24 protein-coding genes and 2 pseudogenes are annotated in these 23654 nt (G+C 68.2%); 5 read left to right on the plus strand and 21 right to left on the minus strand.

What is annotated here, in order from left to right; all coding sequences use genetic code 11:
* Position 1 precedes the first annotated feature (1 nt).
* Positions 2 to 823: a 30S ribosomal protein S2 gene (gene rpsB / locus BLU62_RS09290; protein WP_005198990.1), complete on the minus strand. Its 822-nt coding sequence runs from the start codon at positions 821 to 823 to the stop codon at positions 2 to 4.
* A gap of 317 nt (positions 824 to 1140) precedes the next feature.
* Between rpsB and BLU62_RS09295 the strand changes: the two genes are divergently transcribed.
* Positions 1141 to 1611 (plus strand): M23 family metallopeptidase, encoded by a 471-nt coding sequence (locus BLU62_RS09295; protein WP_244278353.1) that lies wholly within the window; start codon positions 1141 to 1143, stop codon positions 1609 to 1611.
* Positions 1612 to 1626: 15 nt separating this feature from the next.
* On the opposite strand, the gene BLU62_RS09300 is transcribed toward BLU62_RS09295, so the two are convergent.
* Together BLU62_RS09300 and BLU62_RS09305 are read right to left on the minus strand one after the other, a co-directional pair.
* Entirely contained in the window at positions 1627 to 2553 is a 927-nt protein-coding gene (locus tag BLU62_RS09300) for a tyrosine recombinase XerC (protein ID WP_425284543.1), read from the minus strand.
* A 38-nt stretch (positions 2554 to 2591) separates the two neighbouring features.
* Complete coding sequence (locus BLU62_RS09305) at positions 2592 to 3458, minus strand: siderophore-interacting protein (protein ID WP_074849237.1); 867 nt, start codon at positions 3456 to 3458, stop codon at positions 2592 to 2594.
* A 181-nt stretch (positions 3459 to 3639) separates the two neighbouring features.
* On the opposite strand from BLU62_RS09305, the gene BLU62_RS09310 reads away from it, so the two are divergent.
* On the plus strand, positions 3640 to 4233 hold the full coding sequence (locus tag BLU62_RS09310) for a TetR/AcrR family transcriptional regulator (RefSeq protein ID WP_074849238.1): 594 nt from the start codon (positions 3640 to 3642) through the stop codon (positions 4231 to 4233).
* Between the two features lies 1 nt (position 4234).
* On the opposite strand, the gene dprA is transcribed toward BLU62_RS09310, so the two are convergent.
* Together dprA and BLU62_RS09320 are read right to left on the minus strand one after the other, a co-directional pair.
* The gene (gene dprA / locus BLU62_RS09315; RefSeq protein WP_208863673.1) at positions 4235 to 5347 is read right to left on the minus strand and encodes a DNA-processing protein DprA; all 1113 of its coding nucleotides are present in this window, start codon (positions 5345 to 5347) and stop codon (positions 4235 to 4237) included.
* A gap of 20 nt (positions 5348 to 5367) precedes the next feature.
* Positions 5368 to 6876 carry a YifB family Mg chelatase-like AAA ATPase gene (locus tag BLU62_RS09320; RefSeq protein WP_074849240.1) on the minus strand — a complete coding sequence of 503 codons (1509 nt, stop codon included), beginning with the start codon at positions 6874 to 6876 and terminating at the stop codon, positions 5368 to 5370.
* Between the two features lie 340 nt (positions 6877 to 7216).
* Here BLU62_RS09320 and BLU62_RS09325 point away from each other — a divergent pair, with 340 nt between their 5' ends.
* From BLU62_RS09325 to BLU62_RS09335, 3 genes are all read left to right on the plus strand, one after another.
* Positions 7217 to 8788, plus strand: coding sequence for an HNH endonuclease signature motif containing protein (locus BLU62_RS09325; RefSeq protein ID WP_074849241.1), 1572 nt, complete (start codon positions 7217 to 7219; stop codon positions 8786 to 8788).
* A 29-nt stretch (positions 8789 to 8817) separates the two neighbouring features.
* On the plus strand, positions 8818 to 9456 hold the full coding sequence (gene bluB / locus BLU62_RS09330; protein WP_074849242.1) for a 5,6-dimethylbenzimidazole synthase: 639 nt from the start codon (positions 8818 to 8820) through the stop codon (positions 9454 to 9456).
* A gap of 100 nt (positions 9457 to 9556) precedes the next feature.
* Positions 9557 to 10876, plus strand: a complete 1320-nt coding sequence (locus tag BLU62_RS09335; protein ID WP_074849243.1) for a glycoside hydrolase family 183 protein — start codon at positions 9557 to 9559, stop codon at positions 10874 to 10876.
* A gap of 7 nt (positions 10877 to 10883) precedes the next feature.
* Here the strand turns inward: BLU62_RS09335 and BLU62_RS09340 are convergent, their stop codons facing one another.
* The 16 genes and pseudogenes from BLU62_RS09340 to BLU62_RS09415 form a co-directional block, all read right to left on the minus strand.
* Complete coding sequence (locus tag BLU62_RS09340; protein ID WP_074849244.1) at positions 10884 to 11276, minus strand: YraN family protein; 393 nt, start codon at positions 11274 to 11276, stop codon at positions 10884 to 10886.
* Between the two features lie 114 nt (positions 11277 to 11390).
* Positions 11391 to 11702: a DUF2469 domain-containing protein gene (locus tag BLU62_RS09345; RefSeq protein WP_005198978.1), complete on the minus strand. Its 312-nt coding sequence runs from the start codon at positions 11700 to 11702 to the stop codon at positions 11391 to 11393.
* Positions 11699 to 12385, minus strand: a complete 687-nt coding sequence (locus BLU62_RS09350; RefSeq protein WP_074852792.1) for a ribonuclease HII — start codon at positions 12383 to 12385, stop codon at positions 11699 to 11701. The genes BLU62_RS09345 and BLU62_RS09350 overlap by 4 nt, the downstream gene beginning before the upstream one ends.
* Before the next feature lie 22 nt (positions 12386 to 12407).
* On the minus strand, positions 12408 to 13268 hold the full coding sequence (gene lepB / locus BLU62_RS09355; protein ID WP_074849245.1) for a signal peptidase I: 861 nt from the start codon (positions 13266 to 13268) through the stop codon (positions 12408 to 12410).
* An 18-nt stretch (positions 13269 to 13286) separates the two neighbouring features.
* Positions 13287 to 13628, minus strand: a complete 342-nt coding sequence (gene rplS, locus BLU62_RS09360; protein ID WP_004572295.1) for a 50S ribosomal protein L19 — start codon at positions 13626 to 13628, stop codon at positions 13287 to 13289.
* 155 nt (positions 13629 to 13783) lie between these two features.
* Positions 13784 to 14800 carry a hypothetical protein gene (locus tag BLU62_RS09365; protein WP_074849246.1) on the minus strand — a complete coding sequence of 339 codons (1017 nt, stop codon included), beginning with the start codon at positions 14798 to 14800 and terminating at the stop codon, positions 13784 to 13786.
* Positions 14797 to 15129, minus strand: a complete 333-nt coding sequence (locus tag BLU62_RS09370; RefSeq protein WP_425284544.1) for a hypothetical protein — start codon at positions 15127 to 15129, stop codon at positions 14797 to 14799. Before BLU62_RS09370 ends, BLU62_RS09365 begins: the two co-directional genes overlap by 4 nt.
* Positions 15129 to 15467 carry a YbaB/EbfC family nucleoid-associated protein gene (locus tag BLU62_RS09375; RefSeq protein WP_074849248.1) on the minus strand — a complete coding sequence of 113 codons (339 nt, stop codon included), beginning with the start codon at positions 15465 to 15467 and terminating at the stop codon, positions 15129 to 15131. Before BLU62_RS09375 ends, BLU62_RS09370 begins: the two co-directional genes overlap by 1 nt.
* Positions 15468 to 15502: 35 nt before the next feature.
* Positions 15503 to 16222 (minus strand): tRNA (guanosine(37)-N1)-methyltransferase TrmD, encoded by a 720-nt coding sequence (trmD, locus tag BLU62_RS09380; RefSeq protein ID WP_074849249.1) that lies wholly within the window; start codon positions 16220 to 16222, stop codon positions 15503 to 15505.
* Positions 16222 to 16755 (minus strand): ribosome maturation factor RimM, encoded by a 534-nt coding sequence (rimM, locus tag BLU62_RS09385; protein WP_074849250.1) that lies wholly within the window; start codon positions 16753 to 16755, stop codon positions 16222 to 16224. Before rimM ends, trmD begins: the two co-directional genes overlap by 1 nt.
* Before the next feature lie 26 nt (positions 16756 to 16781).
* Complete coding sequence (locus BLU62_RS09390; RefSeq protein WP_004572301.1) at positions 16782 to 17024, minus strand: RNA-binding protein; 243 nt, start codon at positions 17022 to 17024, stop codon at positions 16782 to 16784.
* The gene (rpsP, locus tag BLU62_RS09395; RefSeq protein ID WP_074849251.1) at positions 17021 to 17470 is read right to left on the minus strand and encodes a 30S ribosomal protein S16; all 450 of its coding nucleotides are present in this window, start codon (positions 17468 to 17470) and stop codon (positions 17021 to 17023) included. Before rpsP ends, BLU62_RS09390 begins: the two co-directional genes overlap by 4 nt.
* 424 nt (positions 17471 to 17894) lie before the next feature.
* The gene (locus tag BLU62_RS09400; RefSeq protein WP_074849252.1) at positions 17895 to 19004 is read right to left on the minus strand and encodes an amidohydrolase family protein; all 1110 of its coding nucleotides are present in this window, start codon (positions 19002 to 19004) and stop codon (positions 17895 to 17897) included.
* 2 nt (positions 19005 to 19006) lie between these two features.
* Positions 19007 to 20568 (minus strand): annotated as a pseudogene (ffh, locus tag BLU62_RS33225) (signal recognition particle protein).
* Positions 20569 to 20606: 38 nt separating this feature from the next.
* A pseudogene (locus tag BLU62_RS09410) lies at positions 20607 to 23269 on the minus strand ([protein-PII] uridylyltransferase).
* Positions 23270 to 23277: 8 nt separating this feature from the next.
* Positions 23278 to 23616, minus strand: coding sequence for a P-II family nitrogen regulator (locus BLU62_RS09415; protein WP_004572306.1), 339 nt, complete (start codon positions 23614 to 23616; stop codon positions 23278 to 23280).
* Positions 23617 to 23654: the final 38 nt, after the last annotated feature.

Here is a 23654-nt window from a genome sequence, read left to right on the forward strand (position 1 = left end):
GTTACTGCGCGGCCGGGGCGTCGGTGGCTGCTTCGCCACCGGCCGGAGCTGCGGCCTGGGTCAGCAGCTCCTGCTCCCACTCGGCGAGAGGCTCGCCTGCGGCTGCCTCCGGCTTGGCGTCGCCACCGGCAGCGCCGGCGCGGGCCTGCAGGCCCTCGGCGACGGCCGAGGCCACGACGCGGGTCAGCAGAGCAGCGCTGCGGATGGCGTCGTCGTTGCCCGGGATCGGGTAGTCGACGAGGTCGGGGTCGCAGTTGGTGTCCAGGATCGCGATGACCGGGATGTTCAGCTTGCGAGCCTCACCGACGGCGATGTGCTCCTTGTTGGTGTCGACGACCCACACGGCCGAGGGAACCTTGGCCATGTCGCGGATACCGCCGAGCGTGCGCTCGAGCTTGTTCTTCTCGCGGGTCAGCATCAAGATCTCCTTCTTGGTGCGACCCTCGAAGCCACCGGTCTGCTCCATGGTCTCCAGCTCCTTCATGCGCTGGAGACGCTTGTGCACGGTGTTGAAGTTGGTGAGCATGCCGCCCAGCCAGCGCTGGTTCACGTAGGGCATCCCGACGCGGGTGGCCTCGGCGGCGATGGACTCCTGAGCCTGCTTCTTGGTGCCGACGAACAGGATGGTGCCGCCGTGGGCGACGGTCTCCTTGACGAACTCGTAGGCCTTGTCGATGTAGGTCAGCGTCTGCTGCAGATCGATGATGTAGATGCCGTTGCGGTCGGTGAAGATGAATCGCTTCATCTTCGGGTTCCAACGGCGGGTCTGGTGCCCGAAGTGTGCGCCGCTGTCAAGCAGCTGCTTCATGGTCACGACAGCCATGATTTTTCCTTTTGTCGCAGTTATCCGTCGGTACCGGGTTGGTGCCGACCCTGGCGCCTGCAGCCGGTGACCCCTGAATCGGTCCGTGGACCGTGGCCGGGACTGCTCACTCGACGTGTTCTCGCAGGCGCGCGAAGTCACCCCATCAACAACCGATGAGATGCGGACGAAAGTTTACGCGCGTCGACCAGCGAAAACCAAAACGCTCCGGCCCGTGACCGCCGATGACGGATCCGGATCGGCCCCCGGTGCGTCTTATGGGAGTGCCGAACCCGGGTTCCCGCCTTGCGCTCACCGTGTCTGTGTGGCTGGTCGTCATGTGCTCGACCCCGCCGGCCGGTGACGCCGCGTCGCGCCCCTATTCTGCCCCGTTGTCGCCGCGTCCGACGGTCGTGACCGGCTTCGATGCGCCGGAGAAGCGGTGGCAGCCGGGTCACCGCGGCGTCGACTTCGCGGCCGTACCCGGTGTGACGGTCTCGGCGGCGGGCGCCGGGCGCGTGCGGTTCGCGGGCCGGGTCGCCGGTCGCCCGGTGGTCTCGGTCCAGCACCCGGACGGGGTGATCACGACCTACGAACCCGTCGAGGCCACCGTCGACGAGGGTGATCACGTGTCTCGGGGCGAGCCGATCGGCACGCTCGACGCCGGGCATCCGGGATGTCCGGTGCTCGCGTGCCTGCACTGGGGCGCACGACGCGGGGTGGGTCGCGATGCCGAGTATCTGAATCCCCTGGGCCTGCTCGGAGCGGTGCGGGTCCGGCTCAAACCGCTCGAGAAGGACCCACCGTGAGCCGGCGCGACGCGATCAGGCTCGCGGGTGTGCCTGGCGGTGCACCGCGCGCAGGCGTTCGACGCTCACGTGGGTGTAGATCTGCGTCGTCGCCAGCGAGGAGTGCCCGAGCAGTTCCTGTACGACGCGCAGGTCGGCGCCGCCTTCGAGCAGGTGCGTCGCGGCGCTGTGCCGGAGGCCGTGCGGTCCCATGGCCGGGCCGCCGGCGGCCTGGACCGCGCCGGCGACGACCGACCGTGCCATCCGCTGGTCGAGGCGACCCCCGCGTGCTCCGAGAAGCAGCGCGGGTCCCGACGCGTCGGTCGCCAGCTCCGGGCGGCCGCGTCGCAGCCATTCGTCGATCGCCTTGGCCGCGGGTTCGCCGTAGGGCACGGACCGTTCCTTGTCCCCCTTGCCGATCACGCGCAGGATTCGCCGCCCGGTGTCGATGTCGTCGACGTCGAGGCCGCACAGTTCTCCTACGCGAACACCACTGGCGTACAACAACTCCAGGATCAGGCGGTCGCGGAGGGCGATCGGGTCGCCGGGATCGCGATCCTGCGCGGTTGCCACGATCGCGGCGTCGGCCTGCCCGGGCGCGAGCACCGCCGGCAGCGTCCGATGCGCTTTGGGCGCCTTGAGTCGCTGCGACGGATCGGTGGCCATGATGCCCTCGCGAACCGCCCACGAGCAGAACGTCTTCGCCGCCGACACCTGGCGCGCGACGGTCGTGCGGGCGGCGCCGCGTCGCGTCAGCTCCGCGAGCCAGGCGCGCAGGAGCGCGAGGTCGATGTCCGCCGCGGCCACTCCGCGCGCACCCGCGAACGACAGCAGCGCCCGCGCACCACCCAGGTATGCGCGGATGGTGTGCTCACTGCGACCTTTCTCCAGGCGCAGGTGATCGGCGAAGTCGTCGAGCATGCCCGACAGCACAGCGTGCGGCGCGAGCGGGTGCAACCCCACACGCGGTGCCGTGGCCGGATCGATGCCTACTCGGCCGCCTACCGGCCGGCCGGTGCGCCCTCTTCGGCGGCGCGGAGTTCGGCCTTCCAGGTCCGGAAGCCCTCTTCGGTGCGACCGCGGCGCCAGTACCCGGAGATCGAGGCGTTGGCGGCGCCGACCTTGCGCTCCTTGCGGATGTAGCCGCGCAGGTTGTGCATGACGGCCTGCGCCTCTCCGTGGATGAATACGTGGGGTTCGCCGTCGAGCCACTGCGCCTCGCGGACCGCGGCGATGAGGGGCGCGTTGTCGCCGGCGACCGAGTCGTCGACCTCGCCGGCGGGTCCACCGCGATGGACCCAGACGATCTCGGCACCCGGGGGTGCGATGAGGTCGAGCTCGTCCTCCGGCCCGGCGACCTCGATGAAGACCTTGGCAACGGCGTCGGCGGGCAGCGCCTCGAGGGCGGCGGCCACGGCGGGCAGTCCGGCCTCGTCAGCGGCGAGGAGGTGCCACGGAGCGTCGGACTTCGGTCGGTATCCACTGCCCGGGCCGATGAACCGAACGGTCTCACCCGGCTCCACCGAGGCGGCCCACGGGCCGGCAATGCCCTCGTCGCCGTGGACGACGAAGTCGACGAGGATCTCGCGGGCCTGCCGATCGACGCGGCGAACCGTGTACGTGCGGAGGACCGGCTGCTGTTCGGGAGGCAGCGTCGTGCGGAGTTCCTGGAGGTCGAACGGCTCGGGGTAGGTCACCCCTTCCGGCGCGAAGATGAACTTCACGTACATGTCCGTGTCTGCCTCCCCCGACGGCCCGACCGCCGCCAGGAAGTCGTCGAAGCCCTCGCCGCCGAGATACAGGCGGACGAAGTGGGGGCTGATCTGTTCACGACGGACCACCGTCATCGTGTTCACACGCTTGGCCATGAAACCTCCTTGTCGCGACCACCCTACGCCTCCTACTTAGGTTTACCTAAGAGCCGGTTTCGGTCATTTCGGCGAATCCGCGGTGCGTCCTTGTAAGGTTTTCTCACGATCAAGCGATGTGATCCGAGAGTTTGCAATTCTTGAGATCAGACGTCGCGAGACCCCGACCAGAGGCGATTCCATGCCGGACCGACCAGTGGAACCCCAGCCAGCCCAGGAGACTGTTCCCGCTCGCGGACCGCGTCTCGGCGCCGACGACTGGCTCGACGCGGCGGTGGAGGTCCTCCTCGAAGACGGCATCGGCGGACTGAAGATCTCACGGCTCAGCTCCCGGCTCGGGGTCACCAAGGGCAGCTTCTACTGGCATTTCACCGACATCGCGACGATGAAGTCAGAACTCGCGGCCCACTGCCGAAAGGTCCAGACCGCGGCGGCGGCACAGATCGCCGCCCTCGAGAACCTGCCACCGGCGGAGCGGATCGAGGGGATGGCACGGCTCGTGTCCGACCCCCGGCGCTGGCGGATGGAGGGCGCGATGCGCCGCTGGGCCGAGACCGACGGGTCGATCGCGGACTCGGTCTCCGAGCTCGACGGCCAGATCTTCCAGATCGCCGATCAGGCGATGCGCGAGCTCGGCTTCGACGAGGCCGAGGCCCACGCCCGAGCGACCACACTGCTGTACGCGGGCATCGGCTTCGTCCACGCCCACGGCCGCCTCGGCGAGGCGACGCCCGACGATCTGCGGATCTTTCTCGACATCCTGACGCGCAAGTGAATCACCCGCCGGCCAGGCGCCACTGACCGCCGACGTTCTCCACCAGACCGTCGATGTCCAACCGCGCCAGGGCCGCCCGGACCGTCGGCACCTCGAGACCTGCCGCGAACGCGATTTCCTCGATGCCCACGCCACCGCGCCCGGGGATGGCGTCGTGCACCCGGAGTTGCTCGTCGCTGAGCCCATCTGTCGGCTTCGCCCGTCCGCGACCGACGTCTCCCCCGCCGTCGGGTCGGACGAGGTTCGCCGCCGACGCGACGTCGGAGACCAGGACGGCGAGCCCGTCGGCGATCATCCGGTGACACCCCACCGACGTCGCCGACGTCACCGGTCCGGGCACCGCACCCAGCGGACGCCCGAGCTTGCGCGCCCAGGCTGCGGTGTTCGCCGCACCCGACCGCCTACCCGCCTCCACGACGACCGTCGCACCCGACAGTGACGCGACCAGTCGGTTGCGGGTCAGGAAGCGGTGTTTGGCCGCGGTGGTCCCTGGTGCGTATTCGCTGACGATCGCTCCGGTCCGGGCGATCTCGCCCAGGAGTGCGGAGTGCGAGGCCGGATAGTCACGATCGATCCCGCAGGCCATGACGGCCGCCGTCACTCCCCCGGACGCGATCACGGCCCGGTGCGCGACGCCGTCGATCCCGAAGGCACCGCCGGATATCACCGCGAAACCCTCACCCGCGAGGCCTGAAGCCAGCGTCTGCGTGACGTGTTGGCCGTACGGGGATGCCGCGCGGGAGCCGATGAGCGCGACCGATGCTGCGGCGAGGTCGTCGAGGCGGGCCGGTCCGCGCACCCAGAGAGCGAGTGGTTCGCCACCGCGAGCCGCGGTGTCGGCCTGGCTCAGCGCAAGCAACGACCATGCCGGCCACTCGGGGCCGGAACGGGTCACCAGACGTGCACCGATAGCGGCCGCGGCGTCGAGATCATCGGTCCCAGAGTCGGAATCGCACCGGGCCGCCGTCGCGGCCAGCACAGGCTCGTGCCCGTCCGGGACCTTGCGGTTGCGTATCGCCGCCGCCGCGTCGACCGCACCGATCTGGTCCACGAGCGCGATGACATCCGCACAGGGCGGTTCGGCCACCCGGGCCAGGTACGCCCACGCCGTCATCTCTGCCGGATACTTGCCACTCACCAGGTCGCTCCTCGGTCTCGGTACAGAAGTGCCTGCGCGACATCGTCTTCGACCGGGACGTCGGTGCCGCGCAGATCGCTGAGAGTCCAGGCCAATCGCAACGCACGGTCGGCGCCACGTGCCGTGACGCGCCCGTCGCGGAGAAACAGCTCGATGGGACGCAGGACGTCGGGAGGTAGCCGAAATCGCTGTCGCAACGCCGCTCCCGGAACTTCGGCGTTGGTGCGCCAACCGAACTCAGACCATCTTTCGACAGCTGCCGCGCGCGCCGCGGTGACACGTGCCCGCACCTCGGCACTCGACTCCCCCACCCCGCTCATCAGCGCGGCATTCCCCGGTGGGTCCATGCGGACGCGGATGTCGACACGGTCCAGCAGCGGACCCGACAACTTGCCCAGGTAGCGTCGCCGGACAACTGCGGTGCACACGCAGTCGACGTCGTGCGCGGGCGCGCAGGGGCACGGATTCGCCGCGAGGATGAGCTGGAACCGCGCGGGATACGACGCGACCCCGTCGCGACGCGGCACCCTCACCTCACCGTCTTCGAGCGGTTCCCTCAGCGATTCCAGGACTTTCGCGCTCATCTCGGCGCATTCGTCCAGGAACAGCACTCCGCGATGCGCCTTGGAGACCGCACCCGGTCGGGCGAATCCGGTACCCCCGCCGAGTAGAGCCGTCGTCGACGAACTGTGGTGCGGCGCGACGAACGGCGGCTCGGTGATCAGCGGACGTCCCGGTGACAACTCACCGACCAGCGAGTGGATCGCCGTCACCTCGAGGGAATCCTCGAGCCCCAGCGGCGGCAGGATGCCCGGGAGCCGTCGTGCCAGCATCGTCTTCCCGATGCCGGGCGATCCGGTCATCAGGACGTGATGCGCTCCGGCCGCGGCGATCTCGAGTGCATGCCGCGCCTCGTGCTGCCCCACCACGTCGGCCATGTCCGGGATCGGCGGCGGCTTGGTGGGTGCCGTCCGATGGAAGTTGTCGAGTACGAGATCACCCGCGAGCCAGGCGGCAACCTCTTTGAGGCTCGACGCACCGCCGACGTCCATCCCCTCCACCAGAGCCGCCTCGGCCACCGTCTCGATCGGCACCACCGCACGCCGATAGCCCGCCTGACGCGCGGCGATCACCGCCGGCAGCACACCCCGGATCGGACGAAGGTTCCCGTCGAGTCCGAGTTCCCCGAGGAAGATCGCCGATTCCAACTTCTCCGACGACACCTGTTCTGTCGCAGCCAGGATCGCGACGGCCATGGACAAATCGAAACCCGAACCGACCTTCGGCATGTCGGCCGGCGACAGCGCCACCGTCACCTTCAGATCGGGAAAGGTGAATCCCGAGTTCTTGATCGCCGCCCGCACCCGGTCGCGCGCCTCCCGCACCGACGGGTCCGGGTTCCCGGTCACCGAGAAGCCCGGCAGGCCCGACCCCACACTCGCCTGCACGTCGACGACCCGCGCCGCAAAGGCGTTGAGCCCCACCGACTGTGTTTGCCCCAACATGGGAGACAGTGTCATCGAGGGTCAGGATTCACAACGTCTTCGCGGCGGGGAGATGAGCGATCTGTGGATGGGCGCTGGGTTGTCCACCGCCGATGGTTGATCGGTCACCAAGAAACGAAGTCGCGCGCGATGTCGATCCGGCGGGGCGACTTCCACCCAGGTCGCAGATCCGGATCGATGTCGCGTGCGACTTCAGTTCGGCGAATCTGGTTGCTGCGCAACCATGTAACGATCCGAGCCCTGTGGATCAGAATCGAATCTTGTCGGTGGTCGGGTCTACATTGGTAATCAGCTAGTGAGCCGGCCGACCGGCTGGCGCTGCAACACTTCTGGGGGCAGTGTGTCGGGGAATCGGGTCGATCTACCGGGCGGGTCTTTCGCCGGGGTCGATCCTGCCCACCCGTACGCGGCCAACATGTACTCGTTGATGGACGAGCTGGCGGAGTCGCAACACCGCCAGTCTCGCGAGGACTGGCGGCGCTACGGAGTGGTCACCGCCATCGCCGACCGCTGTATCGCGGTGCGCAGCACCATCGATGGCGGGATCGTCGTCAGCGGCGACACGGATTGTGTGATTCGGGTGGCCCGCCAGCTGTCCCTCACTCGACGCCAGGCCGAGATCCTGGTCGATGAGGCGATCGGTCTGCGGGAATCGCTGCCCGAAGGCCTCGACACCCTGCGTGATGGCATCACCACCCGCTGGCAGCTGCAGGTGATCCTGTCGCGCACTGCGCTCGTTCCCTACGAGTCGTCGATCACCCCGACCCTCGACGCCGAGATCGCCGCCACCCTGCGGTCGAAGAAGGGCTCCTGGACGCGCGCCCGGTTGCGGGACGAGGTCGACCGCCTCGTTTTCCGTCATGATCCCGACCTCGTCCGGGAACGCCGCAAAGAAGCGCTCGACAACCGTGGCATGTGGACGCACATCCTCGACGACGGTACCGCCGAGCTCACCGGGGTGATGGCTGCGGAGAATGTGCGGATTGCGGCGAAAGCTGTTCGTGTGTTGGCTGATTCGGTGTGCAAACACGACGGCCGCACCGTCGGGCAACGCAACTCCGACGCGATGTTCGCGTTGTTGACCGGCACCGTGTTCGAGTGTCTATGTGATCGCGAGGACTGCACCGCGGAGGTTCCTGAACCGGATGCGGTGGTCGCGGCGGTGCGCAGCGAGGTCGTCATTCACGTCGTCACTGATCAGGCGACCCTGAACGGGGCTCCGGGGATCGGCTGGGTCGATGAGCACGGTGTCATCTCCGATGAGCATGTCCGCGACCTCGCCGACCGGCCCGACGCAACCATCACACCGGTCACCCCGGCACGTACAGCGCCTACACGGTTTGCCGCCGAAGCACCGTCGTCGGATGTTGTCGTCATCTACCCCGGCTCGCAACCGTCTGACCCCTATCGCCCCACCACCGCCTGCGCGGACTTCGTGCGCATCCGCGACGGCTACTGCACCGAACCCGGCTGCGAAAAGTCAGCATTCAGCTGCGACCTCGACCACGTCACCGAATACGACCGCCAGCGCCCCACCCGCGGCGGTCTCACCTCGAGTGAGAACCTCAACGCCAAATGCCGGTTCGGGCATCTGCACAAGACCTTCGGCGACTGGGTCGATGTGCAGTACCGCGACGAGGACGGCCGCCTGGTCACCGAATACATCACCCCGGAGGGTTATCGCATCCGCGGTGACGCCGAAACCCTCGAAGACCTCTTCCCCAACCTCCGTCGCATCCGATTCGAACAACCCGCCCAGGCCCCACCCACACCACGGGTCATCACCGGTGACGACACCCCGCCACCGAACAACCGAACCGCCGCGAAACACGCCCGGCGGAGGGCCGAACGCGCCCGCAACCAGCGCGAACGCGAACGACGCGAGCAAGCAGACGGACCGGCGCCGTTCTGATAGATCGTCGTCGCTAAGCTCGACAACCGATGAGTGACGGAACTTTCGACGATGCGTTCGTCCGCGACCTCGACCGACTGTTCCGCTGGCGACGCGACGTCCGGCGGTTCAGCCGGGAGCCACTCGAACCACATCTCCTCCCCGAGATCCTCGAGTCGGCGGAGTTCTCGCCGTCGGTCGGCAACAGCCAGCCCTGGCGCTGGGTCGAGGTGCAAACCGCATCGGCGCGGGAGGCGGTGCGCGACAGCTTCGTCCGCTGCAACACCGAAGCGCTCGACGGGTACACCGGCGAGCGCGCGCAGCTGTATTCGTCACTGAAACTCGCCGGCCTCGACGACGCTCCGGTCCACCTGGCCGTGTTCTGCGAGCCCGACGCCGACCAGGGCCACGGACTCGGCCGCCAGACCGTGCCGGAAACCCTCGAGTACTCCGTCGTCACCGCGATCACCACCATGTGGCTGGCGGCCCGAGCCCGCGGCGTCGGCATCGGCTGGGTGTCGATCCTCGAACCCGGCGAGGTGACCGCGGCACTCGCGGTCCCGTCTGCCTGGAAGCTCGTCGCCTACCTCTGCGTCGGATACCCCGAACACGAGAACGACATCCCCGAACTCGAGCGCGTCGGCTGGCAGTCCCGCACCGAGTCGGAGAATAGGCATCTCATCCGCTGACACCAGATCGTGACCCAGGTCGACCACCGCTGTGACGCAACTCTAGTAACAATAGTCACGTCATTCACATCAGTAACACCAGCCACTCGGAGGTCACGGGTTGTCCAGCCGTCTCACCAAGGGTGTCCGACTGGCGCTCGCCGGGGTAATCGCTGTCGGTACCTCCGCGATCGTCCTCACCACAGGCACAGGTACCGCCGAAGCCGCTCCATGCGGGAATTCCGGAAACGGCTCGAGCTTCTTGGGGTTCGGCTCATCGGGTTCCCTGGGCTCCGGTTCCGGCTCCAGCGTTCCCAACCCGGGACCTCAGCGTCCGCTCATCCCCTACGTCGGGACCATCTCTCGCTCGGTGGGCTGGGTGACCGGCCCGTACAGCAAGAACGACACCTTCGACCGATTCGGCATCGGCGGCACAGATCTGGGAATCGCCTGGGACAACGGCCGCGGCCAGACCCTGATGGCCTTCGGCGACACCTTCGGCAACTGCAACGCCCCGCGACAGGAATGGCGGCACAACGTCCTCCTGCGCTCGAACGACAACAACCTCGCCGATGGCCTCTCGGTCCCCAACGGTGTCGCAGGCGACGTCGAGTCCGGCACCGTGATCGCACCCGGAAAGCCGAACTTCGCCCAGGAACTCATTCCCTCACTGGGCATCTCGAACATCGAGGTCACCACGATCCCCACCGCGGCGATCTCCCTCCCCTACGGCAACGGATTCCGGCAGTACATCAACTACATGTCCGTGCGTTCCTGGGGTTCGGCCGGCAACTGGATCACCAACTACTCGGGAATCGCGTACTCCGACAACAACGGCCAGACCTGGACCAGCGACCCCGACACGATCCTCATCAACGCGCCGATCGATCTCGCCCTCCCCGGCAACCTCCGCGCGATCGACGTCAACAACGGCAAGTTCCAGCAGAACGCGTACATGCGCGGTCGGCCGGGCTCCGATGAAGCGGGCTACATCTACCAGTTCGGTACGCCCAACGGCCGTTTCGGCGCCGCATTCCTGGCGCGGTTCAAGCCGGCGGACATCCTCGACCTCGACAAGTACGAGTACTGGTCCGGCGAGCGGATCGGCTGGGTCGACAGCATCAGCGACATCCACGACACCGAAGGGGTCGTCGCCCGCCAGCCCGTCAGCGAACTGTCTGTCGCGTGGAGCCCGTATCTGAACAAATACATCATGCTCGACGGCGACAACGGCATTCGGCTCCGCACCGCGAATCACCCGGAAGGCCCGTGGAGCTCGCCGCGGAACATCGTGGGCCCCGGCAATCCTGTGGTGTACGGCCCCATGATGCTGCCGAACTCGCCGGCACTGACGGGCACGGGAAAAGACCTGTACTTCAACGCCTCACGCTGGAGCGACTACAACGTCATGCTCATCCGCTCCGACCTCAGCAAGCTGTAGGCCGCGGTCACTCGTAGACTCCCCGATGGTGGCGGATACGGACTGCCGCAGGGTCTTCCGGCGCGAATCCGTCGAGCCGAACGCTGATCACATCGAATCTGATCCGTGACCACCCGCGCCCCTGCGTCGTGAGCCACTGACGGGCCAATCGCCGCATCCGGACGAGCTTCTCCGGGGTGACCGCCATGACCGGATCGTCGTAGGTCCGGCCGGACCGGGTCTTGACCTCGACGACCACCAGCGTCGAGCCGTCCGGGGCGTCGGAGTCGGCTGCGATCAAGTCGAGTTCGCCATATCGGTTGCGCCAGTTGCGCTCCAGCACAACCCAACCCAGCGACTCGATGTAGTCGGCTGCGTGGTCCTCCCCCAGCCTGCCGATGTGCGCACGACGATTGCTCATGCCGCGAAGCCTCCCCGAACACGACTCGGCCGCGGCGGGTCTGCACCCGCCGCGGCCGAATCTGTGGAGAACCACCCCACCACCCACATGGTGGCGGGATCACCCCATGAGAGTTCAGGGCTCGTCGGGAAGCCGCAGTTCCGGCTTCTCGAGCTCCTCGATGTTGACGTCCTTGAACGTGATCACGCGAACCTGCTTGACGAAACGCGCCGGCCGGTACATGTCCCAGACCCAGGCGTCGCTCATCCGCAGTTCGAAGTACACCTCGCCGTCGGTGTTGCGGGGAATCATCTCGACCGCGTTGGCAAGGTAGAAGCGCCGCTCGGTCTCCACCACATAGGTGAACTGCCCGACAATGTCCTTGTACTCGCGGTACAGAGAGAGTTCCATCTCGGTTTCGTACTTCTCGAGATCCTCAGCACTCATCCTGTAAGCCTATCCCTGTTGTCGTTTGCGCTGGTGACCACTCGTGCCGCGACGTTACGGTACGACATGCGGTGTTGTGGTGACGGTCCCGCCGCATCGATGCGGGACATGTGTAGTGCGGTGCTGTATCCCTTGTGGATCGCGAAATCGTAGCCGGGTAGGTCCTGGTCCATCGCGACCATGATCCGGTCCCGTGTCACCTTCGCGATGATGCTCGCGGCCGCGATGCAGGCCGCGGCCCCGTCTCCTCCGATCACCGGCAGCGACGGCGCGGTCAGCCCGGGGACGACGAAGCCGTCGGACAGCACATACCCGGGAGTCACGTCGAGTGCTGCAACGGCGCGGCGCATGCCCTCGATGTTCGCGACGTGGATGCCGATCCGGTCGATCTCGGCGGCATCGATGATGACCGCGCTCCATGCCTGCGCGTACCGGGTCACCGAGCGGTACAGCACTTCCCGGGTCTTCTCTGTGAGGCGTTTGGAGTCGTCGAGTTCGGCCAGCGACGCCAGTTGAGTCGGTTTCAGCACGCAGGCCGCGACCACCAGCGGGCCGGCACATGCGCCACGACCCGCCTCGTCGACGCCCGCGACCGGACCGAGGCCCTGCCGGTGGAGCGCGAATTCGAAGGTCCGCAGTCCCGCCGCACGGCGGACAGGCGAACGCGGTGGCCAGCGACTCATGGTGTACCCGATCCCCACATGATCATTGCTGGGGATTGATCGAACCGACACCACCGATCCGCGAGAAGGGATAGATGATGGTCCGGACCTTGCCGCGGATGTCGCTGATCGGGACGGTGCCCTGGTACTTGTCGTCGACGTGGTAGCGCGAGTCCTGCGAGTTGAGGCGGTTGTCGCCCATCACCCACACGTTGCCCTCGGGCACCTTGATCGGGCCGAAGTCGGGACCGAGGCACGGCGGAACCGAGTCTCCGGGGCCGGCGACGCCGGGACCGAATGCGGCCACGGTCTGCCGCTGCAACTCCATGTTGATGTACGGCTCGTGCAACGGCTTGCCGTCGACCTTCACGCCGACACCCTCGTCGTTGCGGCACTCGATGGTCTGCCCGCCGGTAGCGATCACACGCTTGACGAGGTTGTTCTCGTCGGGCGGGGCGAAACCGAACCACGACAGCGCATCCTGCACCTTGTGCATCACCGGGTTCGTCGACCGCGGGGACATCCAGGCACCGTTCCACGATTCGGACGGTCCCTCGAAGACGACGACGTCACCGGGCTGAGGGTCACCGAAGCGGTAGACCATCTTGTCGATGACGATGCGATCGTTGGTGCACCCGTCGCAGCCGATGAGAGTCGACTCCATCGACTCCGACGGGATGACGTACTGCCGTCCGATGAAGGTCTGCAGCAGCCAGGTGAGGAGCAGGACGCACCCCACGATGATCACGACCTCGCGCAGGAGCGAGCCGGAGCCCGATTTCTTGCGCTTGCCGTCCTCGGCGGGGTCGTCCGGATCGGACTTCAATCGCCAGGGACGCTTCTCACCGTCGTCGCCGTCGGTGTCAAGGTCACGATCGTCGCTGGGTCGCTGTGTGTCGGCCACCTCGTCAGGTTAGACGCGTCAGCGCTTTTCCTTGATCTTTGCGGCCTTGCCACGCAGATCACGCAGGTAGTAGAGCTTGGCGCGACGGACGTCACCGCGGGTGAGGACGTCGATCTTGGCGATGTTCGGGCTGTGCACCGGGAAGGTGCGCTCAACGCCGACGCCGAAGGACACCTTGCGAACGGTGAAGGTCTCGCGGACGCCGCCACCCTGGCGACGGATCACGACGCCCTTGAACACCTGGACGCGTTCCTTGCTGCCCTCGATGACCTTGACGTGGACGTCGAGGGTGTCGCCGGGGCCGAAGTCCGGGACATCGTCGCGGAGGGACTGCTTGTCGAGGAAGTCGAGCGTGTTCATTGGTTGGTCCTTGTCTGGCGTTAACGTTGAGCAGAGGAACCTGGCGGGCCCGTGGGCTTCGAACCGGTTCATACTCCGAGTCGTCGGTGCCGGTCGATGACGACAGGCAACCCGACTATTGTGCCAGAGAGACCCCGGTCCGACGAAATCGCCGGTCAGCGCCGGGAACCGGGTCCCATCGCGACGACGCCGGCGGCCTGCAGGGCCGAGAGGGTGGCCGATTCCATCGGGGTGGCCGCGGCGATCGCCGTGGGCGTGATCCCCGAACTCGTCATGTGTTCGACGATCGCGAGCTCGGGCGCGCGGCCGTTCGCGGTCAGTGCCTCGTCGTCGGAGAGTTCGAGCCCCGCACGCTGGTACGGCTGCGGATCGTTGGTCCCGACGACCACCACGCGACGCCCGCGAGCCCCGACGCCCACGCCGACGGCGGTGCGGAACCACCCCGCGATACCCGCCGGCACGGTCGACTGCAGGTTCTCGGCGCGTCGGCGCAGCCAGGTCAGGTCGCCGCCGGTGGAGCCCCGGTCGGCGCGTGAGGCGGCGGCGCCCACCGCCGCGCCCAGTCCGGCGGCCCCCAATCCGGCGCCCAGGGCTCCGGCCCCACCCATCGCCCCCATCGGGGCGAACGGCATCATCCCGCTGGTCGCCGCGGGCGGGGTTCCGCCGGCGGACTGACCGGCCTCCTCGGACCGTTGCGTGTAGTCGTCGCCGGCAGCGGTGAGAGCCATCCGGCCCGCACTCGCCGCACTCACCCGCCACGAGTCGTCACCGACCTCGGCGAAGACCTCCGCACGATGCCGGTCCCGGTCGGCGACGAGCGCGATGGTCGTCATCTGCTGCTCGGTCTCCGTGACGATGTCGGCATAGCCGTCCAACGACGCGGCCATGGCCCGGAGACGGCCGGCGACGTGTGGCAGGGAGCGCGGACCGTCTCCGGTGATCTGCTCCAGCCCGTCGACGACGGCGAGGCCGAACTCCCCCTCCGTCGCCGCGCTGCCGGTGTCCGGCGAGGCGTAGGCCCCGGTCGCCGAGACGACCACGTCGGTCGCCCGCTCCACCGACTCGGCGAGCGCCCGTGCCCGACGAGCCGCTTCGCGCAACGACAACGGATCCGCACCCGGCCACACTCCCTGCGCGAGTTCGTCCGCGATCTGCCTGGGCTGAGAGTTCACTGCGTGTCACCGGACTCGAATGCCGCCGCGGCGTCGGCATCGGCCTCCGCGAGCGATTCGACGCCCCGCGTGAGCACCGTCCGATGTTCCGCGAGGCGTGTGACCGCGGTCCGGAGGAGTTCGGTCGACTCTGCGCTCGCGGGCCCGAAACCCCGACGGAAGGCCAGCGCGCCCGCCCCTGTCCCGACCGCGATGTCGATGTCGGCCAGCAGTTCGACGAGTTCGGAGTGCACGGTGCCCAACCGCGTCTCGGCATTGGCCAGACGTGCGGCGAGATCCGCCGCGGTACCCACGTCGGCGGCGACCCGGTTGCGCCGTCCTCCCGACATCACCGGGGCGCCCGCTCGGGGTCGAGGCGTGCGTCGGCGTAATCCACACCGGAAGCCGCTGCGCCGGCGAGGAGTTCACCGCGACGGGAGCTCAGGGCATGATCCGCTTCGGCGATGAGGGTGGTCAGCAGCTCGGAGAGCTGGTCGGCCCGATATCGGCGCAGTGCGGTGGGATCGATCGAGATGTCGACGGCGAGTCCGCGCGCATTGACGGTGACGGCTACGAGCCGGTCCCGGCTGATGGCGCGAGACGTCAGCTCCGACAACGTCTCACGGGTCCGCGCGAGTTCGGCACGCTGACGGTCGAGTTCGTCGACCATGGCCTCATAGCCCTGCAATGCCCACCCCCGTTCGGCTCGAGTTGTGCCGAATCCTAGCCGGAATCCGGCCCGCGGTCACCGGTGGGATCCACAGGATCGGCGAGGAGATCGGGGCGGCGGGCGCGGGTCCGCTCCAGCGCCTGCTCGTGTCGCCACTCGGCGACCTTCGCGTGGTCGCCGCTGAGGAGGACCGCCGGGACGTCGAGGCCGCGCCAGCTCACCGGACGCGTGTAGCTGGGCCCTTCGAGGAGCCCGTCGGAGAACGAATCCTCTTGGTGCGAGCGAGGATTCCCGAGGACGCCGTCGATCAGCCGGACGGTCGCCTCGATCATCGCCATCACCGCGACCTCGCCGCCGATCAGGACGAAGTCGCCGAGGGACACCTCTTCGACGCGGACCCGGCGGGCCGCGTCGTCGAACACACGCTGGTCGATGCCCTCGTAGCGGCCGCAGGCGAAGACGAGATGCTTCTCGGTGCTCCACCGCTCGGCGGTCGCCTGGGTGAACGGCACACCGGCCGGCGTGGGGACGACGAGTAGTGCGTCGTCGGGGCACACGTCGTCGAGACACGGCCCCCACACCTCGGGCTTCATGACCATGCCGGGACCACCGCCGTACGGCGAGTCGTCGACGCTGCGGTGGACGTCGTGCGCCCAGTTCCGCAGGTCGTGGACGTCGACGCTGATGCGGCCGGCGTCGATGGCCTTGCCCAGCAGGGCAACCCGGAGCGGGTCGAGGTATTCGGGAAAGATCGAGACGACGTCGAGGCGCATCACTTCGCGCCGTCGGCCGCGTCGGGGTCGAGTAGACCTTCGGGCGGGTCGATGACGATGAGTTCGCGACTCACCGTGGGCACGATCTCCCGCACGAACGGGATCAGGACCTCGCGCTTGTCGGGGGTACGCACCGCGAGCAACTCGCCGCCGGGCATGTGCAGCACCGACTCCACGACGCCGACCTCGGTACCGTCGGTGAGCTGCACCGGGACCCCCTCGAGTTCGTGGTCGTAGAACTCGTCCGGATCGTCGGACGGCTCGACCTGCGAGGAGTCGATGAGGAACAGCGTGCCCCGCAGGGCGTCGGCCGAGTCGCGGCTCGCGACGCCGTCGAGAGACACCAACAGCCGCCCGGAATGATCCCGGGCGGCTGTCACGGTGAACTCACGTTCCCCACCACCGCGCGGCAGACGGCCGCGCAGCACCGAGCCGCGAGCGAAGCGCAGGTCGGGGTCGTCAGTTCGGACGTCGACGACGAGTTCGCCACGAATACCGTGCGACTTCACCACACGTCCTACGACGAGATCCACGATGCGATCGCCCTGCGAGCTGACCGTCAGCGGTCGGTGTCGACGATGTCGACGCGCATGCCACGTCCGCCGATGCCGGAGACGAGGGTGCGCAGGGCGGTGGCGGTCCGGCCGTTGCGGCCGATGACCTTACCGAGATCGTCGGGGTTCACGTGGACCTCGACGAGCCGGCCGCGACGACCGGTGACGAGGTCGACCCGGACGTCGTCCGGGTTCGAGACGATTCCGCGGACGAGATGCTCGACCGCGTCGGCGACGACTGCGCTCACGCGTCACCCTCGGCGGTGGGAGACTCCGCAGCAGCTTCTGCCGGAGCCTCGTCCTTCTTGGCGGCCTTCTTCTTCGGGGTGGTCGCCGCGGCGACCGGCTCGTTGTCGGCGGCGGCGAGCGCAGCGTTGAACAGGTCGAGCTTGGAGGGCTTGGCCTCGGCGGTCTTCAGGGTGCCCTCGGCGCCCGGCAGGCCCTTGAACTTCTGCCAGTCACCGGTGACCTTGAGGATCGCGGCGACGGGCTCGGTCGGCTGTGCGCCGACACCCAGCCAGTACTGCGCGCGCTCGGAATCGACCTCGATCAGCGAGGGCTCTTCCTTCGGGTGGTACTTGCCGATGGTCTCGATCACCCGGCCGTTGCGGCGGGTCCGAGCGTCGGCGACGACGATGCGGTACTGCGGGTTGCGGATCTTGCCGAGCCGTGTGAGCTTGATCTTGACAGCCATGTCTACATCTACTTTCGTGTGGTCACTGCGCAATTCTGCGGCCCACCCGGAATGGTGGACCCGGTTTTGCGTCTGTTTCGGTGTGACCGTCGGACGGCCGTGACCGTATCCGACGAACCGTCGAGCCATTCTGCCAGAACGGTGGCTCTGAAAAGAAATCCGGCATGTAGCCCCGGACGGAGATCCGGCATGTGGTTGTCCACCCCGCGAGAACAACCACATGCCGTACGTCGCCAACCCCACTTGCCCACCGAGAACTCGGCCCCCAGGCTTGCGCGACCCTGCCGAAACCCCGTTGTACCCCCGGCTTCGGCAGGGTCTTGCACTGAGCTGATCGGTTCGTCCCCTTACGAACCTCTGCAACGCGGTTGCTACCTTACGCGGCAGTAGGTATTCGCAACCAGCACCCCACTTGTGGCGTTGCTCACACGATGTGGCGACCCGATGACACCACTGCTAGCGGGTGGCGCAGGACGCCCAGGTCGTCGCACGGGTTCTCCGCGTAGACCACGAAGTCGGCGCGATCGCCGTCGTCGAGGAGGTCCGCTCCGAGCCAGCGACGGGGTTGCACCGACGCGGCCGCGATGGCCCCGGCGTTCCCCATCCCGACCTTCGACAGCGCCTCGATCTCGTCGACGATCCGGCCGTGTTCGACGAACCCGCCGGCATCGGTGCCGGCGAAGATCGCCACACCCGCCTCACGCGCGGCGTCGAAGACCTTCGGGGCGTCGGCGTGCAGCCGGCGCATGTGCTCGGCATAGGTCGGGAACCGTTCGGCGCCGTCGGCGATTCCCGGGAAGTTCTCCACCTGGATCATGGTGGGCACCAATGCAATCGACCGTTCCACGAGTTGATCGATCAGATCAGGGGTGAGCCCGGTGCCGTGTTCGATGCAGTCGACGCCGGCACCGATGAGGTCGACGAGGGCGTCCGTCCCGAAGACGTGCGCGGTGATCCGCGCGCCGTCTTCGTGCGCCACGGCGACCGCGGCCTCGATCTGATCCCGGGACCACAGCGGGGCGAGGTCGCCGACCTCGCGATCGATCCAGTCCCCCACGATCTTCACCCAGCCGTCACCGGCCGCCGCCTGACGGGCCACCTCGGCGGCGAGTTCGTCGGGATCGTCGAGGTCGACGCCGTAGTCGCGCAGATAGCGCTTGGGTCGGGCGATGTGCTTGCCCGAACGGATGAACCGCGGGCAGGCCGGGTCGTCGTCGAGCGGGTGGGTGTCCAGCGGTGATCCGACCTCGCGGATCAGCAGCGTCCCCGCCCGGGCGTCGGCGTACGCGTAGCCGCGGGCCTGCTCGATGTCGACACCGAGGCCGGGGGCGATACCCACGTGATTGTGGGCGTCGACGAGCCCCGGCAGGAGCCAGCCGCCGTCGACGGCGGTCTCGGCGTCCGGGATGGGTGTGTGGCTGATGGTCTCACCCGCCACCCAGAACTCGATCGGTTCGCCGGTCAGCGGATCGGAACCCCGGTAGTGACGGGCGGTGACATCCAGTGCGGGGCCATCCGTCGCCGGGCCACTCACCGCTACTTCTTCTTCTTGGGCTGCTGGAACTGTGAGACGTCGATGCCCTCGAGCCCCGGGGCAGCTGGTCGAGTCCGGGGGGCATGTTGGACAGGTCGGGGAACCCGGCGGGCATACCGGCCGGCATCCCCGGGAAGCCGCCGCGCATCTTCGGCGGTGTGGGGCCGCGGCCCTTGCCCTTCTTGCCCTTCTTGCCCTTGCGGTTGGACTTCCGGTTCATCGCGCCCATGCCCATGCGCCCCGACATCTGGGCCATCATCTTGCGGGCCTCGTAGAAGCGGTCGACGAGCTGGTTGACCTCGCTGACGGTCACGCCGGAGCCGTTGGCGATACGCAGCCGGCGCGAGGCGTTGATGATCTTCGGGTTGTCGCGCTCGGCGGGGGTCATGCCGCGGATGATCGCCTGGACGCGGTCGAGCTGCTTGTCGTCGACCTGCGACAGCGCGTCCTTCATCTGGCCCGCTCCGGGGAGCATGCCCAGGATGTTGCCGATCGGACCCATCTTGCGGATCATCAGCATCTGCTCGAGGAAGTCCTCGAGGGTGAGCTCGCCCTGGGTGATCTTGGCCGCGGCGGCCTCGGCCTGCTCCGCGTCCCAATGCTGTTCGGCCTGCTCGATGAGGCTGAGCACGTCGCCCATGCCGAGGATCCGGCTGGCCATGCGGTCGGGGTGGAAGACGTCGAAGTCCTCGAGCTTCTCACCGGAGGACGCGAACATGATCGGCTGGCCGGTCACCTCGCGCACCGACAGTGCCGCACCGCCGCGGGCGTCGCCGTCGAGCTTGGTCAGCACGACGCCGGTGAAGCCGACCCCGTCGGCGAAGGCCTCGGCGGTCGACACCGCGTCCTGACCGATCATCGCGTCGACGACGAACAGTACCTCGTCGGGCGAGGTGGCGTCGCGGATGTCGGAGGCCTGCTTCATCAGCTCGGCGTCGATGCCGAGGCGGCCCGCGGTGTCGATGACGACGACGTCGTAGTGCTTGGCCTTCGCCTCGTCGACACCGGCCTTCGCGACGGAGACCGGGTCGCCCGAGGTGACGCCGAGTGTTCCCTCGCCGCCGATGCTCGTGCCGGGGTGCGGCGCGAAGACCTGGACGCCGGCGCGCTCGCCGACGATCTGCAGCTGCGAGACGGCGCCCGGGCGCTGCAGGTCACAGGCCACCAGCAGCGGCGTGTGGCCCTGCTGCTTGAGCCAGTTGCCCAGCTTGCCGGCGAGGGTCGTCTTACCGGCACCCTGCAGACCGGCCAGCATGATGACCGTGGGCGGGTTCTTCGCGAACCGCACCCGCCGGGTCTCGCCGCCGAGGATGCCGATGAGTTCCTCGTTGACGATCTTGACGACCGTCTGGGCCGGGTTCAGTGCCGCGGAGACCTCCGCGCCCTTCGCCCGTTCCTTGATCCGCGCGATGAAGGCGCGCACCACCAGCAGCGAGACGTCGGCCTCGAGCAGGGCGAGCCGGATCTCGCGGCAGGTGCGGTCGATGTCGGCGTCGGAGAGCCGCCCCTTGCCGCGAAGATCCTTCAGAGCACCGGTCAACCGGTCGGAGAGGGAATCGAACATGGGTCCCATCCTTCCATGTGGGTCCCCGAGCGTTCCATTTAGGAGATCGGCACTCCGGACCGTCCGGTCCCATGGGACGGCGGGCCGTCCCCCTCCTCGTCACGCTTGGGCTGCGGTGGCGGACACACGGCGATGATCGCGTCGGTGAGCGTCGTCCGCATCTCCTCGGTGTCGGTGTCGCTGTCGGGGCCAGCCGCAGGCTGAAGATGTCGACGACGGTCGCACCCAGTGTCGAGACCTTCGCCCAGCGGATGTCGGCGCCGTGTTTCTCCAGGACCGCGCTGACCCGGCTCAGCAGGCCGATGCGGTCATCGGAGCGGACCTCGAGCAACACCGCTCCCTCGTCGGCACCGGCTTCCGGGGCGTCGAGCCAGGTCACCCGGGGCGGCGCGACCGCGAACAGCGCGGGCACCGCGTTCTTCGGGTGACCGGCGCCGTCGACGTCGGGATCGGTGCTGCCGGCACTCGCCCCGAGGCTCACCATCGTTCCGGGCAGGGTGCTGACGGAGCCGATGGTGGGTATCGGCGAATCGCGTTCCCGCGCATCGAGGCGCGCGAGGACGTCGAGTTTGCCGTTCACCGAGGCGATCAGCTGCTGGCGCAGGAGGCCCGCGTCGGGCGGACTGCCGAACATCGGCACGACGATGAACGAGTTGATGGCCTTGCCGTCATGGCTCTGCGCACAGGCCTTGTGCGATCGCAAACCGCCCAGCGCGAGCACGCCGGCCATCTTCGACAGCAGACCGGGTTGATCCGGAGCCACCATCGTGACGTCGTAGGTGTGCTGACCGTCGGCGCGTACCAGCCGGACCGCGTACTCCCCCTCGCCCGCGATCGCCAGCTGCTCGGGCGTCAGCGGCTCGGGCACCGACGGCGGGATGCCGTCGATGTGGCGCATCGCGCGTCGCACGAGTTCACCGATGAGTGAGGCCTTCCACTCGCCCCACACGCCCGGACCGGTGGCGAGGGAATCCGCTTCGGCCAGTGCCGCAAGCAGTTCCAGCAGCACGCGGTTGTGACCCAGTGTGGTGGCGACGAACTCGGCAGTGGCCGGGTCGTCGAGGTCGCGGCGCGTCGCGACCTGCGGCAGCAGCAGGTGGTGCCGCACCATGTCGGACAGGATGGTCACGTCCTGCGGCCACAGGCCGAATCGGTTGCCGATCTGGACGGCGAGTTCGGCGCCGACGATGCTGTGGTCGGCGCCTCGCCCCTTGCCGAGATCGTGGATGAGCGCTCCGAGAACGAGCAGGTCGGGCCGCGAGACCCGCGTCGTCATCGAACTCGCGTACGCCGCGGTCTCCACGAGGTGGCGGTCGACGGTCCAGGTGTGGATCGCGTCGCGCGGCGGAAGGTCGCGCACCGCACCCCATTCCGGCAGCAGCCGGCCCCAGAGTCCGGTGCGGTCGAGCGCCTCGATCGGATCCACCATGTGGTGCCCCGAACTGAGCAGGACCAGCAGATCGCTCAATGCCTCCGCGGGCCACGGTTCCCGCAGTTCGGGTGCATAGTCGGCCAACCGGCTCAGGGTCGACGCGCTGATCGGCAGACCCGTTCGTGCCGACGCGGCCGCGACCCGGAGGATGAGGCCGGGGTCTTTGCTCGGGATCGCGTTGCGCGCCAACACGATCTCCCCGCTGTGCTCGACGACGCCCTCGTCGAGCGGACGACGCAGCGGCGACCGGCGGAGTTTGGCCAGTCCGCGCCTCGGGAGCGCGTTGCCCGCGGTCCGCAGGCCGACGTCGATGGAGTAGCTGATCGTGCGGGCGGAGTCGCTGATGACGCGCGCCAGGTCGAACCGGTCGCCGATCCGCAGCGCCGCGCCGATCTCGTCGGCGTCCTGCGCGCGCACCTGTTCACGCGGGCGACCCGCGATGCGGTGCAGCTCGGTCCGGATGTCGAGGAGTCGCGCGTAGGCGACCTGCGGTCCGGCGCCGGGCGAATCCGGACGCAGACTGGCCATCCCGTCGGTGAGCTGGGCGATCGCCAGGGCACCGAGGAGCTGTACGTCGCGCAGTCCTCCCCGGCCGTTCTTCAGGTCGGGTTCGGCGCGGTGCGCGATGTCGCCCGCCCGGCGCCAGCGGTCCTGCGCGTGGGCGACCACGTCGGGGAAGCGATTTCGGATGTCGTTGCGCCACTGCTGGCGGACACCGCCGATCAGCAGGTTCGACAGATCCTCGTCGCCGGCGATGTGACGGGCCTCGAGGAGTCCGAGGGCGGCGGTGACGTCCTCACCGGCGACCTGCAGCGCCTGCGGAACGGTCCGGACGCTGTGATCGAGGGGGATGTTGGCGTCCCACAACGGGTACCAGAGCCCGTCGGCGACCTCGGACACCCGCTCGACGGGCATGTCGTCGTGCAGCAGGATCAGGTCGAGGTCGGAGTACGGCAGCAGTTCGCCGCGTCCGAGTCCGCCGACCGCGACTATCGCGAATCCGCTGTGGGGTTTGATGCCGAGTTCGGCGCCCTTGCTGGTCAGCCAGAACTCGTGCAGGTCGACGAGCACCTGGCGCAACGCCGGTGCGTCGAGTTTCCCGTTCCGGCTCGACTCGGTGAGCTGCCGGCGGGTCTTGGCCAGATCGGTCGCGGCTACGGGAGGCTCCTCGGTGTCGTGAGTTGAATCGGTCTCGGGGGTCGAACGGTGCGGCCCCGCGCCCGACTGGTCGTCGGACGCGGGGCCGTTCGGGTTGTTCAGAAAGGGCACGAGCTCACTTACAGAGCGTCGCCGCCGCGCTCACCGGTGCGGACACGCACGACCGACTCGACCGGCGAGACCCACACCTTGCCGTCACCGATCTTGCCGGTACGGGCGGCCTCGACGATGACGTCGACGACCTTGTCCACGGCGGCGTCGTCGACGACGACCTCGACGCGGACCTTGGGCACGAAGTCAACCGAGTACTCGGCGCCGCGGTAGACCTCGGTGTGGCCCTTCTGGCGGCCGTAACCCTGGACCTCGCTGACGGTCATGCCGAGGATTCCCGCCTGCTCCAGGCCGGCCTTGACGTCCTCGAGCGTGAACGGCTTGACGATTGCAGTGATCAGCTTCATTTGTTATCCCTCTCCACGGGTGTCAGCGTAGTAGCGAT

The organism is Gordonia westfalica, from assembly GCF_900105725.1.
Lineage (GTDB): Bacteria > Actinomycetota > Actinomycetes > Mycobacteriales > Mycobacteriaceae > Gordonia > Gordonia westfalica.